The following is a 14968-nucleotide window of genomic DNA, read 5'->3' as shown; positions in this document are numbered from 1 at the left end:
TGCGGAACCTGACCGAACCGGACGTAGACCTGAACCGGGGCGCCTTGAACGGCGAGCGGGATCAGAAGACCCTTGAATACATGATCCGGGGCGTGGTTCGCCACCGCTGATCCTCTCGCTCAACTCCCGTTCATGGCCCTCATATTCGGGCGCGTCCGACGTCGTACGCGCCAGGAGCACGGCCAGTGCCGGATCAACCGCAACCGCTGAGGAGCGAAAACGTATGCACAGCACGCTGATCGTCGCCCGCATGGAACCCGGTTCGAGCACCGACGTCGCCAAACTGTTCTCCGAGTTCGACGCGACGGACATGCCGCACCTGATGGGGACGCGGCGCCGCCAGCTGTTCTCGTACCGGGGCCTCTACTTCCACCTGCAGGACTTCGACGCGGACAACGGCGGTCAGCTGATCGAGGCCGCGAAGAACGACCCGCGGTTCGTCGGGATCAGCAACGACCTCAAGCCGTTCATCCAGGCGTACGACCCGGCCACCTGGCGCTCGCCCGCCGACGCCATGGCCGCCCGCTTCTACAACTGGGAGGCGGGCGCGTGACAACGCCTCGCAGGGTCGTCATCACGGGGATGGAGGTGCTCGCCCCGGGTGGAATCGGCAGCAAGAACTTCTGGAGCCTCCTCAGCGAGGGCCGCACGGCGACGCGCGGCATCACCTTCTTCGACCCGACGCCCTTCCGCTCCCGGGTGGCCGCCGAGATCGACTTCGACCCGTACGAGCACGGTCTGAGCCCGCAGGAGGTCCGGCGCATGGACCGCGCCGGGCAGTTCGCGGTCGTCGCCTCGCGCGGCGCGGTCGCCGACAGCGGCCTGGAGCTCGGCGGACTCGACCCGTACCGCATCGGTGTCACCGTCGGCAGCGCGGTCGGCGCGACCATGGGCCTCGACGAGGAGTACCGGGTCGTCAGCGACGGCGGCCGGCTCGACCTCGTGGACCACAAGTACGCGGCCCCGCACCTCTACAACCACCTGGTGCCGAGCTCGTTCGCGGCCGAGGTCGCCTGGGCCGTCGGGGCCGAGGGCCCCAGCACCGTGGTGTCCACCGGCTGCACCTCCGGTATCGACTCGGTCGGCTACGCCGTCGAGCTGATCCGCGAGGGCTCCGCCGACGTCATGATCGCCGGGTCCTCGGACGCGCCGATCTCGCCGATCACGATGGCGTGCTTCGACGCGATCAAGGCCACGACGAACCGCCACGACGAGCCCGAGACGGCGTCGCGGCCGTTCGACAACTCCCGCAACGGCTTCGTGCTCGGCGAGGGCACCGCCTTCTTCGTACTCGAAGAGCTGGAGAGCGCGCAGAAGCGCGGCGCCCACATCTACGCGGAGATCGCGGGCTACGCCACGCGCTCCAACGCGTACCACATGACCGGTCTGCGCCCCGACGGCGCGGAGATGGCCGAGGCGATCCGGGTGGCGCTCGACGAGGCGCGGATGAACGGCGACGAGATCGACTACATCAACGCCCACGGCTCCGGCACCAAGCAGAACGACCGCCACGAGACGGCGGCCGTCAAGCGGATCCTCGGCGACCACGCGTACCGGACGCCGATGAGCTCCATCAAGTCGATGGTCGGGCACTCGCTCGGCGCGATCGGCTCGATCGAGATCGCCGCCTCGGCGCTCGCCATGGAGTACAACGTCGTGCCGCCCACGGCGAACCTGCACACGCCCGACCCCGAGTGCGACCTGGACTACGTCCCGCTGACCGCCCGCGACCGGAAGACCGACGCGGTCCTCTCGGTCGGCAGCGGCTTCGGCGGTTTCCAGAGCGCCGTGGTGCTCGCCCGTCCCGAGAGGAAGCTCGCATGACGTCGTCCGTGGTGGTCACCGGCCTGGGGGTGGCGTCGCCCAACGGGCTCGGCATCCAGGACTACTGGGCGGCGACCGTCGGTGGTAAGAGCGGCATCGGCCGCATCACCCGCTTCGACCCGTCGTCCTACCCGGCCAAGCTGGCCGGCGAGGTCCCGGGCTTCGTCGCGGAGGACCTGCTGCCGAGCCGGCTGCTCCCGCAGACCGACCGGGTGACCCGGCTCGCGCTGGTCGCGACCGACTGGGCGCTCGCCGACGCGGGCATCACCCCGGCCGAACTCCCCGACTTCGACATGGGCGTGGTGACCGCGAGCGCGGCCGGCGGCTTCGAGTTCGGCCAGGGCGAGCTCCAGGCCCTGTGGTCCAAGGGCAGCCAGTACGTCTCGGCGTACCAGTCCTTCGCCTGGTTCTACGCGGTCAACAGCGGCCAGATCTCCATCCGCAACGGGATGAAGGGCCCCAGCGGCGTGGTCGTCAGCGACCAGGCCGGCGGCCTCGACGCGGTGGCGCAGGCCCGGCGGCAGATCCGCAAGGGCACCTCGCTGATCGTCTCCGGCGCCATCGACGCCTCGGTCTGCCCGTGGGGCTGGGTGGCCCAGCTGGCCAGCGACCGGCTCTCCACCAGCGAGGAGCCGACCCGCGCCTACCTGCCCTTCGACAGCGAGGCGGCGGGTTACGTGCCCGGCGAGGGCGGCGCGATCCTGATCATGGAGGACGCCGAGGCGGCCCGCGCCCGCGGCGCCCGCATCTACGGCGAGGTCTCCGGATACGGCTCGACCATCGACCCGAAGGCCGGCTCCGGCCGTCCGCCGGGGCTGCGCAAGGCCATCGAACTCGCCCTGGCCGACGCGGGGGTCGCCCCGGGCGACGTGGACGTGGTCTTCGCCGACGCGGCCGCCGACCCCGAGCTCGACCGCCAGGAGGCCGAGGCGCTGGGCGCGGTCTTCGGCACCCGGGGAGTCGCGGTCACCGCGCCCAAGACGATGACCGGACGGCTCTACTCGGGCGCGGCCCCGCTGGACCTGGCCGCCGCCTTCCTCGCCATCAAGGACGGGGTCATCCCGCCCACCGTGCACATCGACCCGGCCGCCGAGTACGACCTGGACCTGGTCCTGGGCGAGCCGCGCACCGCCGAGGTGCGCACCGCCCTCGTCCTCGCCCGCGGCTACGGCGGCTTCAACTCCGCCGTGGTCGTCCGCGCCGCGTAAGCGCTCCGCGGGAAGCGCAGTCGGAAACGCCGATATTCGACTGCGGACCGTCTGTGGCTGGTCGCTCCCCCAAGTTCTCGGCTTCGCTCGAACAGGGGGACCCCCATCGCGGCGGAGCCGCACAGTGACGCAGCCCCGCGCCCCTTCAAGGGCGCGGTACGCACCACCCACAGACAACTGGCAACGCCGCACACCTAGGAAAGGGAAGTTCCCATGGCCACCACGTTCACCCTCGACGACCTCAGGCGCATCCTCCTTGAGGCAGCGGGCGCCGAGGAGGGCGTCGACCTGGACGGCGACATCCTGGACACCGAGTTCGAGGTCCTGGGATACGAGTCGCTCGCGCTCCTGGAGACGGGCGGCCGGATCGAGCGTGAGTACGGCATCTCGCTGGACGACGACGCGCTGACCGACGCCACCACGCCGCGCGCCCTCATCGACGTCGTCAACGCCCAGCTGTCCTCCGCGTCCGCCGCCTGAGCCACAGACAAGGAACAACGACCATGACCGAGAACACCGCACGGGTCGCACTGGTGACGGGCGCCACGAGCGGCATCGGGCTCTCCGTGGCCCGTCTGCTCGCCTCCCAGGGACACCGGGTCTTCATCGGCGCGCGCAACGCCGAGAACGTCACCGAGACCGTCAAGCAGCTCCAGGGCGAGGGCCTCGACGCCGACGGCTCGGCGCTCGACGTCACCGACGCCGACAGCGTCAAGGCCTTCGTCCAGGCGGCCGTCGACCGCTTCGGCACCGTCGACGTGCTGGTCAACAACGCCGGCCGGTCCGGTGGCGGCGTCACCGCCGACATCGAGGACGAGCTGTGGGACGCCGTCATCGACACCAACCTGAACAGCGTCTTCCGGGTCACCCGCGAGGTCCTCAACACCGGCGGTATGCGCCACAAGGACCGCGGCCGGATCATCAACATCGCCTCCACCGCGGGCAAGCAGGGCGTCGTCCTCGGCGCCCCGTACTCGGCCTCCAAGCACGGCGTGGTCGGCTTCACCAAGGCCCTGGGCAACGAGCTCGCGCCCACCGGCATCACGGTCAACGCCGTCTGCCCCGGATACGTCGAGACGCCGATGGCGCAGCGCGTGCGCCAGGGCTACGCCGCCGCGTACTCCACCTCCGAGGACGCGATCCTGGAGAAGTTCCAGTCCAAGATCCCGCTCGGCCGCTACTCCACCCCGGACGAGGTCGCGGGTCTGGTCGGCTACCTGGCCTCCGACACGGCCGCCTCCATCACCGCGCAGGCGCTCAACGTCTGCGGCGGCCTCGGCAACTTCTGATCCGCCAAGTTCCCGAAGGAGGAGTGGTTATGACGACCCGTGAGGTCGAGCACGAGATCACCGTAGACGCCCCCGCCGCAGCCGTGTACCGGCTGCTGGCGGAGGTGACCAACTGGCCGCGGATCTTCCCGCCCACGATCTATGTGGACCAGGTCGGCGAGCACGACAACCACGAGCGCATCCGGATCTGGGCCACCGCCAACGGCGAGGCCAAGAACTGGACCTCGCACCGCGAGCTGGACCCGGAGGGCCTGCGCATCACCTTCCGCCAGGAGGTCACCACGCCTCCGGTCGCGGCGATGGGCGGCACCTGGATCATCGAGACCCTGGCCGAGAACTCCTCGCGCGTGCGGCTGCTGCACGACTACCGGGCGATCGACGACGACCCCAAGGGCCTGGCCTGGATCGACGAGGCGGTCGACAAGAACAGCCGCTCGGAGCTGGCCGCGCTCAAGCAGAACGTCGAACTGGCCCACGCGACCGAGGAGGTGACGTTCTCGTTCACCGACACCGTCATCGTCCAGGGCTCGCCCAAGGACCTGTACGACTTCATCAACGAGGCGGACCTCTGGTCCGAGCGGCTGCCGCACGTGGCCGTCGTCCGGCTCACCGAGGACACCCCCGGGCTCCAGACCCTGGAGATGGACACCCGCGCCAAGGACGGCTCGGTGCACACCACCAAGTCGTACCGGGTGACCTTCCCGCACCACAAGATCGCGTACAAGCAGGTCACGCTGCCCGCGCTGATGACCCTGCACACCGGGATCTGGACGTTCGAGGAGACGCCCGAGGGCACGGCCGCCTCCTCGCAGCACACCGTCACGCTCAACACGGACAACATCGCGAAGATCCTCGGCCCCGAGGCCACCGTCGCGGACGCCCGTGAGTACGTGCACACCGCGCTGTCCACCAACAGCACGGCGACGCTCAACCACGCCAAGACGTACGCCGAGCAGAAGGGCTGAGCCAGAAATGACCCCGGACCGCCCGGACACACAGGTCATCGTCGTCGGCGCCGGCCCCGTCGGGCTTCTGCTCGCCGGTGAGCTGCGTCTTGGCGGCGCCGATGTGGTCGTACTGGAACAACGGGCCACGCCCACCACGGAGTCGAGGGCCTCCACGCTGCACGCCCGCACCATGGAGCTCCTCGACAGCCGCGGCCTGCTCGACGTCTTCGGGACGCCGCCGAACGAGCCGCGCGGCCACTTCGGCGGCATCCCGATGGACCTCACGCTGCCCAGCCCCTTCCCCGGGCAGTGGAAGATGCCCCAGACCCGGACCGAGGCCCTGCTCCAGGAGTGGGCGCTCTCGCTGGGCGTGGACATCCGGCGCGGCCACGAGCTGCGCGAGGTGTCCGACCGGGGCGACTTCGTCGAGGCGACCGCGGCCGGGCCCGAGGGCACGGTCGTGGTGCGCGGTGGCTTCCTCGTCGGGTGCGACGGCGAGGACTCCACCGTGCGCCGCCTCACCGGGGCCGAGTTCCCGGGCAACGACGCCGGCCGCGAGCTGCTGCGCGCGGACGTGGCCGGCGTCACCATCCCCAACCGCCGCTTCGAGCGGCTGCCCGCCGGGCTCGCCATCGCGGCGACCCGCGACGGGGTGACCCGGGTGATGGTGCACGAGTTCGGCTCCACGGCCGAACCGCGCACCGGCGACCCGGAGTTCGGCGAGATCGCGGCGGTCTGGAAGCGCGTCACCGGCGAGGACATCAGCGGCGGGACCCCGCTGTGGGCGAACTCGTTCGGCGACGCCAACCGCCAGCTCACCCGGTACCGCAGCGGCCGGATCCTGTTCGCCGGGGACGCGGCCCACCGCCAGATGCCGATCGGCGGCCAGGCCCTCAACCTCGGCCTCCAGGACGCCTTCAACCTGGGCTGGAAGCTGGCCCTGCACCTCGGCGGGACGGCCCCTGAGGGCCTGCTCGACACGTACCACACCGAACGCCATGAGGTCGGCCGGCGGGTCCTGTCCAACATCAGGACCCAGGCCATGCTGCTGCTCGGCGGCCCCGAGGTGGAGCCTCTGCGCTCGGTGCTCACCGAGCTCCTCACCCACGACGACGTCCGGGCGCACCTCGCCGGGATGATCAGCGGTCTCGACATCCGCTACGACGTCGGCGGCCCCGGGCACCCGCTGCTCGGCGCCCGGCTGCCGGACGCGGGCCTGACCACCGGCGAAGGTCCGGTGAACACGGCCCAGTTGCTGCGCACCGCACGCGGTGTGCTCCTCGATCTGTCCGGCGGCGGTGCGGCGCTGCCGGACACCTCCGGCTGGGCGGGCCGGGTCACGGCGCTGCCGGCCGCGCCGGAGAAGGACGGCGCCCTCGACGGCGTGGGCGCCGTCCTGGTGCGGCCCGACGGGTACGTGGCCTGGGCCGGCGAGCCGGACACCGACGGCACCGGGCTGCGGGAGGCCCTGGAGCGCTGGTTCGGCCCCGCGCACTGAATCCCGTACAACCCCCCACCCCCGCGCACGACCGTACGACTCCACAGCACGACAGGGCACCACAGGGCACGTCCAGGAAAGGGAACACTATGGAGGGGACAGCCGTGGACACCGATGTCATCATCGTCGGCGCGGGTCCGACCGGTCTCATGCTCGCCGGCGAGCTGCGCCTCGGCGGGGCGCGGGTCGTCGTCGTCGAACGGCTGGCGGAGCCCACCGGGCAGTCCCGCGGCCTGGGCTTCACGGCCCGTGCCATGGAGATCTTCGACCAGCGCGGTCTGCTGCCCCGGTTCGGGCAGGGCGAGACGCTGGAGATCAGCCCGATGGGCCACTTCGGCGGGGTGCAGTTCGACTACACCGTCCTGGAGGGCGGGCACTTCGGGGCGCGCGGCATCCCGCAGTACAAGACCGAGGCGGTCCTGGAGGAGTGGGCGGCCGGTCTCGGCGTCGACATCCGGCGCGGCTGGGACTTCCTTGAGCTGACCGACGGCTTCCTGGACGGCGACGACGTCGAGATCACCGTCCAGACACCCCACGCGGTACGCAAGCTGCGCGCCTCCTACCTGGTGGGCGCCGACGGCGGCCGCAGCGTGGTCCGCGAGGCCGCCGGGTTCGACTTCCCGGGCACCTCCGCCACCCGGGCGATGTTCCTCGCCGACGTCACCGGCTGCGAGCTGCGCCCGCGCTTCCTGGGGGAGCGGCTCAACAACGGCATGGTGATGGCGGCCCCGCTCGCCCCGGGCGTGGACCGGATCATCGTCTGCCCCGACAACGCGCCCGCCCGCGCCAGCGGTGAGTCGGTCTCCTTCGAGGAGGTCGCCGCCGCCTGGCAGTCGATCACCGGTGAGGACATCTCGCACGGCGGCGCCGAGTGGGTCAGCTTCTTCAGCGACGCCACCCGCCAGGCCTCCGAATACCGGCGCGGCCGGGTCCTGCTGGTCGGCGACGCCGCCCACATCCACCTCCCGGCCGGCGGCCAGGGCCTGAGCACCGGCGTCCAGGACGCGGCCAACCTCGGCTGGAAGCTGGCCGCGGAGATCGCCGGGACCGCGCCCGAGGGGCTGCTCGACACGTACCACTCCGAGCGCCACCCGGTCGGAGCCCGGCTGCTGATGAACACCCGCGCCCAGGGCATGGTCTTCCTCGGCGGCCCCGAGGCCGACCCGCTGCGCCAGCTCTTCGGCGAGCTCATCCAGTACGACGACGTCAAGCGCCACCTCGCCGGGATCGTCAGCGGTCTGGACATCCGGTACGAGCTCGGTGACGGGTCGCATCCGCTGGTCGGCCGTCGTGTCGCGCACCGCACGCTGGTCCTGGCGGACGGCGAGACCAGTACCACCGAGCTGCTGCACCCGGCCCGCGGTGTGCTGCTCGACCTCGCCGACGACGCGGCGGTGCGTGCGGCTGCCGCCGGGTGGTCGGGACGGGTGGACGTCGTCACCGCCTCGGCCAAGCCGGTGGATGGCGGCGCCGATCCGCTCGCTGGTGCGGGTGCCGTGCTCGTACGGCCCGATGGATACGTCGCCTGGGCGGGGGACTCCGCCGAGGGGCTCCCGGACTCGCTGAGCCGGTGGTTCGGTCCGGCCGGGGCGTGACGCCCGACCCGCTCGGTCCTGGAGGCGCGTTCGCGTCCGCGGGCCGTCCTGGGTTGCTCGCGCAGTTCCCCGCGCCCCCCAGGGGGCGCGGGTCGCCGCCCATTCACCAGTCAACGCAAACGGGGGCATTGATGGAAAGCACGCTCGCACCGGCGGTCGTTTCCCAGGGTGTTCGCAGGATCACCCTGGACGCGGGCGGTGTCACTCTGTCCGCGCTGCTGTGCGAGCCGGAAGGCACCCCCCGCGCGACCGTCGTCGCCGTCCACGGCGGCGGCATGAGCGCCGGGTACTTCGACGGCCAGGCCCACCCCGAGCTGTCCCTGCTGACGCTCGGCGCCCGCCTGGGCTACACGGTCCTGGCCGTCGACCGGCCGGGCTACGGGCACTCCGCCGCCCAGCTGCCCAACGGCCTCACCGTCGCCGACCAGACCGACGTGCTGCGCGCCGGGATCGACGACTTCACCGCCAAGTACCCCACCGGCGCGGGCATCCTGCTCGTCGCCCACTCCTTCGGCGGCAAGCTGGCGCTCTCCGCCGCCGCCCACTGCACCGGCGACGGCCTCCTCGGCCTCGACATCTCCGGCTGCGGCCACCGCTACGCCGTCACCCCGGGCGTGCTCCGCAAGGGCCTCAAGCACATCGCCCGGCACTGGGGCCCGCTGCGGCTGTACCCGCCGAACACCTTCCGCAGCAGCGGCTCCCTCGTGGCGCCGATGCCGGAGCTGGAGGCGGGCGAACTGCCGCGCTGGCCCGAGCTGTTCGCGGCCCTGGCGCCGCGCGTCAGCATCCCCGTCCGGCTCACCTTCGCCGAGCACGAGGGCTGGTGGCTGCACGGGGACAAGGACCTCGCCGACCTCGCCGCGCAGCTCACCGCCGCACCCCGCATCGTCGTCGACCGCCAGCCGGACGCCGGCCACAACATCAGCCTCGGCTGGGCGGCCCGCTCCTACCACCTGCGCACGCTCGCCTTCCTGGAGGACTGCATCACCAGGGCGGGACGCGATGCCTGACCATCCGAGCCTATGACCAGCACCTTCGCCCATCCCTTCCGCTCCCTGGCGGTCCGCAACTTCCGGCTGTTCGCGGCCGGGCAGGTCGTCTCCGTCGCGGGCACCTGGATGATGGTCGTGGCCCAGGACTGGATCGTCCTGGGCCTGGCCGACAACTCCGGCACCGCCCTCGGCGTCGTCACCGCGCTCCAGTTCACGCCGCTGCTGCTGCTCACCCTGTACGGCGGGCGGCTCGCCGACCGCTACGACAAGCGGCTGCTGCTCACCTGCGCCAATCTGGCGTCCGGTGTGCTGGCCCTGGTCCTGGCGCTGCTGGCGTTCGCGGACGCCGTCCAGCTGTGGCACATCTGGCTCTGCGCGCTCGGCCTCGGGGTCGTCAACGCCGTCGAGGTGCCGACCCGGATGTCGTTCGTCAGCGAGCTGGTAGGGCCCGAACTGCTGCCGAACGCCTCGGCGTTGAGCGCGGCGTACTTCAACACCGCCCGGGTGGTGGGGCCGGCCCTCGCGGGGCTGCTCATCACCGGCTTCGGCACCGGCTGGGTGATGCTGTTCAACTCCGTCAGCTATCTGGCGACCGTGGTCGCACTGCGGATGATGCGGCCCGGCGAACTCCTGCTCGGCGTGCGGCAGGACACCCGGCCGCGGGTGGTCGACGGGCTCAAGTACGTCGCCGCCCACCCGGACCTGAAGCTGCCGCTCGCCCTCGTCGGGGTGATCGCGCTGTTCGGACTCAACTTCCAGCTCACGCTGCCGCTGTACGCCAAGACCGTCTTCCACGCCGACGCCGCCTCGTTCGGGCTGCTCACGACCGGCTTCGCCGCGGGCTCGCTGATCGCCGCGTTCGCCACCACCGCGCGCCGCAGCCGCCCCTCCAGCCGTCTGGTGGTGGGCGCGGCGCTGGTCTTCGCGGTCCTGGAGACGGTGGCGGGCTGGGCGCCCGGCTTCGCGGCCGCGATCGTGCTGCTCTCGCTCACCGGCGGCGCGACCATCTTCTTCGTCCAGGCCGTCAACCACCGCGTCCAGCTCGGCAGCGACCCGCAGTACCGGGGCCGCGTGATGGCGCTGTACACCCTGATCCTCCAGGGCTCGACCCCACTGGGCTCGCTGCTCATCGGCTGGCTCGCCGAACACCTGGGCGCCCGCTCGGGCTTCTACGTCGGCGGTCTGGTCTCGCTGGCGGCGGCGCTCACCGCGCTGGCGTACGACCGGCGCGGCGGGCGCGACAAGGGCCTCACCGAGGCCGCCGAGAGCGCGGCGGGCGACCCGGGGCAGGGCGGCCCCGTCCACGAGGCGGTGCGCCGGTGAACGCGACCCGTACGCCGCTGCGGGCGGCCCCCGCGGCGGGACGGCTGCACCTGCTGGTGTTCCGCCCGCCCGCCGAGGAGGTGGCGCAGGTGTGCCCGCTGATGCGGGCCCTGGACGAGATGGAGTCGGCGCGCGCGGCGTCCTACGTCTCGGTGCGCGACCGGATCCAGTACGTGGCCGCGCACGCCACCCTGAGGGGCCTGCTCGCCGCGTACACCGGCCTCGAACCCGGCCGGATCGTCCTCGGCCGCAGCGAAGAGCCGTACGGGAAGCCGCAGTTGATCGATTCGCCCGTGCCGCTCCACTTCAACCTCTCGCACAGCCACGGCCTGATCGCCATCGGGGTCGCGGCGGACCCGGTGGGCGTCGACGTCCAGCGCGTCCCGTCGCCCGAGGCCGTCGAGATGGTGCTGCCCCGGCTGCACCCGCAGGAGCGCGAGGAACTGCGCGCGCTGCCCACCGCCGAGCGGACGGTGGCGTTCGCCCGGCTGTGGACCCGCAAGGAGGCCTATCTCAAGGGTCTGGGCACCGGACTCACCCGCTCACCCGCGGCGGACTACCTGGGCGACCGCAACGCCCGGGGCCGCCCGCACGGCTGGACGGTGCGCAATGTGCCCGTACAGCCGGGCTACGCCGCCGCGGCCGCGCTCCGCAACCCGACGTGACCGTGAAGGCAGTCGATTCCGCACCAAGGATCCGCAACCTACAGGGGGAACAGAACACCATGCCGACCACGCCGACCACACAGTCCTCCGCCGAGGTCTCCGACCGGCTGGACGAACTCAGCGAACGCAGGGAACAGGCCGTCCGCGGCCCGAGCGACAAGGCGACCGAGGCGCAGCACGCCAAGGGCAAGCTGACCGCGCGCGAGCGGATCGAACTCCTTCTGGACAAGGGCAGCTTCACCGAGGTGGAGCAGCTGCGCAGGCACCGCGCCACCGGCTTCGGCCTGGAGGCCAAGAAGCCGTACACGGACGGTGTCATCACCGGCTGGGGCACGGTCGAGGGCCGTACGGTCTTCGTCTACGCGCATGACTTCCGGATCTTCGGCGGCGCCCTGGGCGAGGCCCACGCCGCCAAGATCCACAAGATCATGGACATGGCCATCGCGGCCGGGGCGCCGCTGGTGTCCCTGAACGACGGCGCCGGCGCCCGTATCCAGGAGGGCGTCAGCGCCCTCGCGGGCTACGGCGGCATCTTCCAGCGCAACACGCGCGCCTCGGGCGTCATCCCGCAGATCAGCGTGATGCTCGGCCCGTGCGCGGGTGGCGCGGCCTACAGCCCGGCGCTCACGGACTTCGTGTTCATGGTCCGCGAGACCTCGCAGATGTTCATCACCGGCCCGGACGTGGTGCAGGCGGTGACCGGCGAGGAGATCACCCAGAACGGGCTCGGCGGCGCGGATGTGCACGCCGGGATCTCGGGCGTGGCGCACTTCGCGTACGACGACGAGGAGACCTGCCTCGCCGAGGTCCGCTATCTGCTCTCGCTGCTGCCGTCCAACAACCGGGAGATGCCGCCGCTGGCGCAGACCTCGGACCCGGTGGACCGCGAGGGCGCGGCCCTGCTCGACCTGGTGCCGGCCGACGGCAACCGCTCGTACGACGTGCGTTCGGTGATCGAGGAGCTCGTCGACGAGGGCGAGTACATGGAGATCCACGCCAACTGGGCGCCCAACCTGGTGGTCGCGCTGGCCCGGCTCGACGGCCACGTCGTGGGCATCGTCGCCAACCAGCCCTCCGCCATGGCGGGCGTCCTGGACATCAAGGCGAGCGAGAAGGGCGCGCGGTTCGTCCAGTTCTGCGACTCCTTCAGCATCCCGCTGATCACCCTCGTCGATGTCCCCGGGTTCCTGCCGGGCGTCGACCAGGAGCACGACGGCATCATCCGGCGCGGGGCGAAGCTGCTGTACGCGTACTGCAACGCCACCGTTCCGCGTATCTCGGTGGTGCTGCGCAAGGCGTACGGCGGCGCGTACATCGTGATGGACTCGCGCTCGATCGGCGCCGACCTCGCGTTCGCGTGGCCCACCAACGAGATCGCGGTGATGGGCGCCGAGGGCGCGGCGAACGTGGTGTTCCGCCGGGAGATCGCCGCCGCCGAGGACCCCGACGCGATGCGCAGGCAGAAGATCGAGGAGTACAAGAACGAGCTGGTGCACCCCTACTTCGCGGCGGAGCGCGGTCTGGTCGACGACGTCATCGACCCGCGCGAGACCCGCTCGGTGCTGTGCCGCTCGGTCGCGATGCTCATCGCCAAGGACGCCGAACTGCCCCGCCGCAAGCACGGCAACCCGCCCCAGTAGGCCCGACTCTCCAGAGAGGTGACCGACATGAGCGAGATGACCCAGATCACCGAGCCCGCCGCCGAGCCTGCCGCGCCTGCCGAAATGACCCTGGAGCACTGCCGTGAGCTGCTGAGAGTGGAGCGCGGTAATCCGGATCCGGAGGAACTGGCGGCGCTGGCCGCGCTGTTCTTCGCACACTTCTCGGCCATCGAGGCCCGGGAGGAGGCGGCCCGGGTCATGATCCCCAGGCAGCGCCGCTCCGCGAGCTGGCGCCGCACCGACCGGGCGACGGGCTTCGACGGCCCGCGCACCTGGCGGGCGGGCGGCCCGGTCCTCGCCTGACGAAATCCTGACGGCCCATCAATTCAAGGCCGTCCCGCACCATTCCGCTTACGGAGAGCGGTGCGCAGCGCCCCGAGCGGGCCGCCCCGACCAGGCGGCCCCGCCCGGGGCGCGCCGCTGTTCAGGGCCCCCGGACTTTACTTGACACGGACTCTCCCGGACGACCATTCTGTGCGGTGAATGGGGGTCTTCGTCATGCAGGTGTTGCCGTACTGCAAGCTACAGCCCGATCACAGGGAGCGCTGGGGGGCGCGAGCCGCGCCCGACTGAGGCGCAGTACCGGCGAATTCCAGCCATCGGCCAGCATGACGCCACTTGGACACCTGTTATTTAACTTGCTGTCAGCAAAGTCGCCTGAATTCCGTAAACCTCCAGGCCGCTGTGGCGAACGTCATGTCATGGCATCGTCAACGTCAGAGGCGCGCCAAGATGGCCGGATTATGTGAGTCGCGGCGAGTTACCCTTGGTTGAATCAACAGATCTACCAGTGTTCCGCTTCCGCATGGCGGGGACTGGTTGACGGGGGCTCCCGGCCGTGATCACGTATGGAAACGAAGAGGGCGCCCTGTCCGATCTCGCTCAATAACCGACACAGTTTATTCGTTATTTGCTCGAACCTCTTTGAATTCCGTAGCAGCGGTCTGTAGGTTCGTCGGTGGATCCGGATCGGATCTCATATTGGACTCACTCAGATGGGGGAGGGACATGACTCGCGGGGGAGGCATGACTCAGAGTTCGGCAGAGGCAGTGCTGGAGCCTCATATACCTGTCCAGCGTGGTCCAGGTGGACCACACATGATCGAAGAGGGCGTGTCGGAAGCGGTACGCAGGGTGGCGGGCCTCTCCCGGGGCCGGCGGATCCTCGTGGTCGACAGCGACGTCGACGGCGCGGAGTCCCTGGTGTGCCGACTGCGCAGACACGGCCACGAGGCCATCGGCGTAAAGAGCGGCAGCACCGCGCTGCAGGCGTACGAGGACGTCGACCTCGTCCTGCTCGACCTCGAACTACCGGACCTGGACGGCCTGGAGGTCTGCCGGGCCATCCGCTCGGTCAGCGGCATCCCGGTCATCATCGTCACGGCCCGGGGCTCCGAGCTCGACTGCGTCCTCGGCCTCCAGGCCGGCGCCGACGACTATGTGGTCAAGCCGTACGGCTTCCGGGAATTAATGGCACGGATCGAAGCCGTCATGCGCCGAGCGAGGTTCCAGCCGCCTGTTGCCAGAGAGATCTTGCACGGGCGGTTGCGCATTGACGTGAGCTCCCGCGAGGTGAGCCTGGACGGCCGAGAGGTGGGGCTGACCCGCAAGGAATTCGATCTGCTCTGCCTGCTCGCCTCCCATCCGGACACGGTCATTCCGCGTAAACGTCTGCTGCAGCAGGTCTGGGGCGACTCATGGTCGCGCCGCACTGTCGACACCCATGTCAGCAGTCTTCGCGGCAAGCTCGGCGACAGCGGATGGATCATTACCGTGCGCGGGGTCGGCTTCAAACTGGGCAACGGGTGAATTTTCGCCTTTCGGCCCGCTGGGAACAAGAGAAAAACAAGTTGAACAACCGTCATAAATCCAAAGAATTCTTTGGTGCGGCAGCCTGGTAATGGCTTCCAAGAGGAAGACGGGTTTTCGGCCGGGGCCTCCGGGGTAATGACATTACCCCGGAGGC

The 14968-nt window shown here is 70.7% G+C and carries 14 protein-coding genes; all 14 read left to right on the top strand.

From position 1 onward, the window contains the following. Nucleotides 1-223: 223 nt before the first annotated feature. The 14 genes from ACFWA7_RS30855 (at nucleotide 224) to ACFWA7_RS30790 (ending at nucleotide 14811) form a co-directional block, all read left to right on the top strand. Nucleotides 224-553, top strand: a complete 330-nt coding sequence (locus tag ACFWA7_RS30855; RefSeq protein WP_385547961.1) for a TcmI family type II polyketide cyclase — start codon at nucleotides 224-226, stop codon at nucleotides 551-553. Then, on the top strand, nucleotides 550-1824 hold the full coding sequence (locus tag ACFWA7_RS30850) for a beta-ketoacyl-[acyl-carrier-protein] synthase family protein (RefSeq protein ID WP_385547964.1): 1275 nt from the start codon (nucleotides 550-552) through the stop codon (nucleotides 1822-1824). The genes ACFWA7_RS30855 and ACFWA7_RS30850 overlap by 4 nt, the downstream gene beginning before the upstream one ends. Then, complete coding sequence (locus ACFWA7_RS30845) at nucleotides 1821-3032, top strand: ketosynthase chain-length factor (RefSeq protein WP_385547966.1); 1212 nt, start codon at nucleotides 1821-1823, stop codon at nucleotides 3030-3032. Before ACFWA7_RS30850 ends, ACFWA7_RS30845 begins: the two co-directional genes overlap by 4 nt. A gap of 213 nt (nucleotides 3033-3245) precedes the next feature. Beyond that, entirely contained in the window at nucleotides 3246-3512 is a 267-nt protein-coding gene (locus ACFWA7_RS30840; RefSeq protein WP_385547969.1) for an acyl carrier protein, read from the top strand. Nucleotides 3513-3535: 23 nt separating this feature from the next. Continuing rightward, complete coding sequence (gene fabG, locus ACFWA7_RS30835; protein ID WP_385547972.1) at nucleotides 3536-4321, top strand: 3-oxoacyl-ACP reductase FabG; 786 nt, start codon at nucleotides 3536-3538, stop codon at nucleotides 4319-4321. A 29-nt stretch (nucleotides 4322-4350) separates the two neighbouring features. Next, nucleotides 4351-5286 (top strand): aromatase/cyclase, encoded by a 936-nt coding sequence (locus ACFWA7_RS30830; RefSeq protein ID WP_385547975.1) that lies wholly within the window; start codon nucleotides 4351-4353, stop codon nucleotides 5284-5286. A 7-nt stretch (nucleotides 5287-5293) separates the two neighbouring features. Beyond that, nucleotides 5294-6766: an FAD-dependent monooxygenase gene (locus tag ACFWA7_RS30825; protein ID WP_385547978.1), complete on the top strand. Its 1473-nt coding sequence runs from the start codon at nucleotides 5294-5296 to the stop codon at nucleotides 6764-6766. Between the two features lie 89 nt (nucleotides 6767-6855). Then, the gene (locus ACFWA7_RS30820) at nucleotides 6856-8361 is read left to right on the top strand and encodes an FAD-dependent monooxygenase (RefSeq protein ID WP_385547983.1); all 1506 of its coding nucleotides are present in this window, start codon (nucleotides 6856-6858) and stop codon (nucleotides 8359-8361) included. A 131-nt stretch (nucleotides 8362-8492) separates the two neighbouring features. Beyond that, complete coding sequence (locus ACFWA7_RS30815) at nucleotides 8493-9371, top strand: alpha/beta hydrolase (RefSeq protein WP_385547986.1); 879 nt, start codon at nucleotides 8493-8495, stop codon at nucleotides 9369-9371. Between the two features lie 12 nt (nucleotides 9372-9383). After that, nucleotides 9384-10676, top strand: a complete 1293-nt coding sequence (locus tag ACFWA7_RS30810; protein ID WP_385826393.1) for an MFS transporter — start codon at nucleotides 9384-9386, stop codon at nucleotides 10674-10676. Next, nucleotides 10673-11341, top strand: coding sequence for a 4'-phosphopantetheinyl transferase family protein (locus ACFWA7_RS30805; RefSeq protein WP_385547992.1), 669 nt, complete (start codon nucleotides 10673-10675; stop codon nucleotides 11339-11341). Before ACFWA7_RS30810 ends, ACFWA7_RS30805 begins: the two co-directional genes overlap by 4 nt. A gap of 59 nt (nucleotides 11342-11400) precedes the next feature. Then, entirely contained in the window at nucleotides 11401-12981 is a 1581-nt protein-coding gene (locus ACFWA7_RS30800) for an acyl-CoA carboxylase subunit beta (protein ID WP_385826390.1), read from the top strand. Nucleotides 12982-13008: 27 nt separating this feature from the next. After that, a complete protein-coding gene (locus ACFWA7_RS30795) occupies nucleotides 13009-13305 on the top strand; it encodes an acyl-CoA carboxylase epsilon subunit (protein WP_371655130.1) in 297 nt (98 codons plus the stop codon). Between the two features lie 795 nt (nucleotides 13306-14100). After that, on the top strand, nucleotides 14101-14811 hold the full coding sequence (locus ACFWA7_RS30790) for a response regulator transcription factor (protein WP_385548001.1): 711 nt from the start codon (nucleotides 14101-14103) through the stop codon (nucleotides 14809-14811). Nucleotides 14812-14968 lie beyond the last annotated feature (157 nt).

This window comes from Streptomyces sp. NPDC059994, assembly GCF_042737755.1.
In the GTDB taxonomy this organism is placed as follows: Bacteria; Actinomycetota; Actinomycetes; order Streptomycetales; family Streptomycetaceae; genus Streptomyces.
This window is presented reverse-complemented; position numbering and strand designations above follow the sequence as displayed.

Coding starts and splice junctions, on each gene's coding strand:
- ACFWA7_RS30855 (WP_385547961.1), top strand. CDS start 224: ATGCACAGCACGCTGATCGTCGCCCGCATGGAACCCGGTTCGAGCACC.
- ACFWA7_RS30845 (WP_385547966.1), top strand. CDS start 1,821: ATGACGTCGTCCGTGGTGGTCACCGGCCTGGGGGTGGCGTCGCCCAAC.
- ACFWA7_RS30840 (WP_385547969.1), top strand. CDS start 3,246: ATGGCCACCACGTTCACCCTCGACGACCTCAGGCGCATCCTCCTTGAG.
- fabG (WP_385547972.1), top strand. CDS start 3,536: ATGACCGAGAACACCGCACGGGTCGCACTGGTGACGGGCGCCACGAGC.
- ACFWA7_RS30830 (WP_385547975.1), top strand. CDS start 4,351: ATGACGACCCGTGAGGTCGAGCACGAGATCACCGTAGACGCCCCCGCC.
- ACFWA7_RS30825 (WP_385547978.1), top strand. CDS start 5,294: ATGACCCCGGACCGCCCGGACACACAGGTCATCGTCGTCGGCGCCGGC.
- ACFWA7_RS30820 (WP_385547983.1), top strand. CDS start 6,856: ATGGAGGGGACAGCCGTGGACACCGATGTCATCATCGTCGGCGCGGGT.
- ACFWA7_RS30815 (WP_385547986.1), top strand. CDS start 8,493: ATGGAAAGCACGCTCGCACCGGCGGTCGTTTCCCAGGGTGTTCGCAGG.
- ACFWA7_RS30810 (WP_385826393.1), top strand. CDS start 9,384: ATGACCAGCACCTTCGCCCATCCCTTCCGCTCCCTGGCGGTCCGCAAC.
- ACFWA7_RS30800 (WP_385826390.1), top strand. CDS start 11,401: ATGCCGACCACGCCGACCACACAGTCCTCCGCCGAGGTCTCCGACCGG.
- ACFWA7_RS30795 (WP_371655130.1), top strand. CDS start 13,009: ATGAGCGAGATGACCCAGATCACCGAGCCCGCCGCCGAGCCTGCCGCG.
- ACFWA7_RS30790 (WP_385548001.1), top strand. CDS start 14,101: ATGATCGAAGAGGGCGTGTCGGAAGCGGTACGCAGGGTGGCGGGCCTC.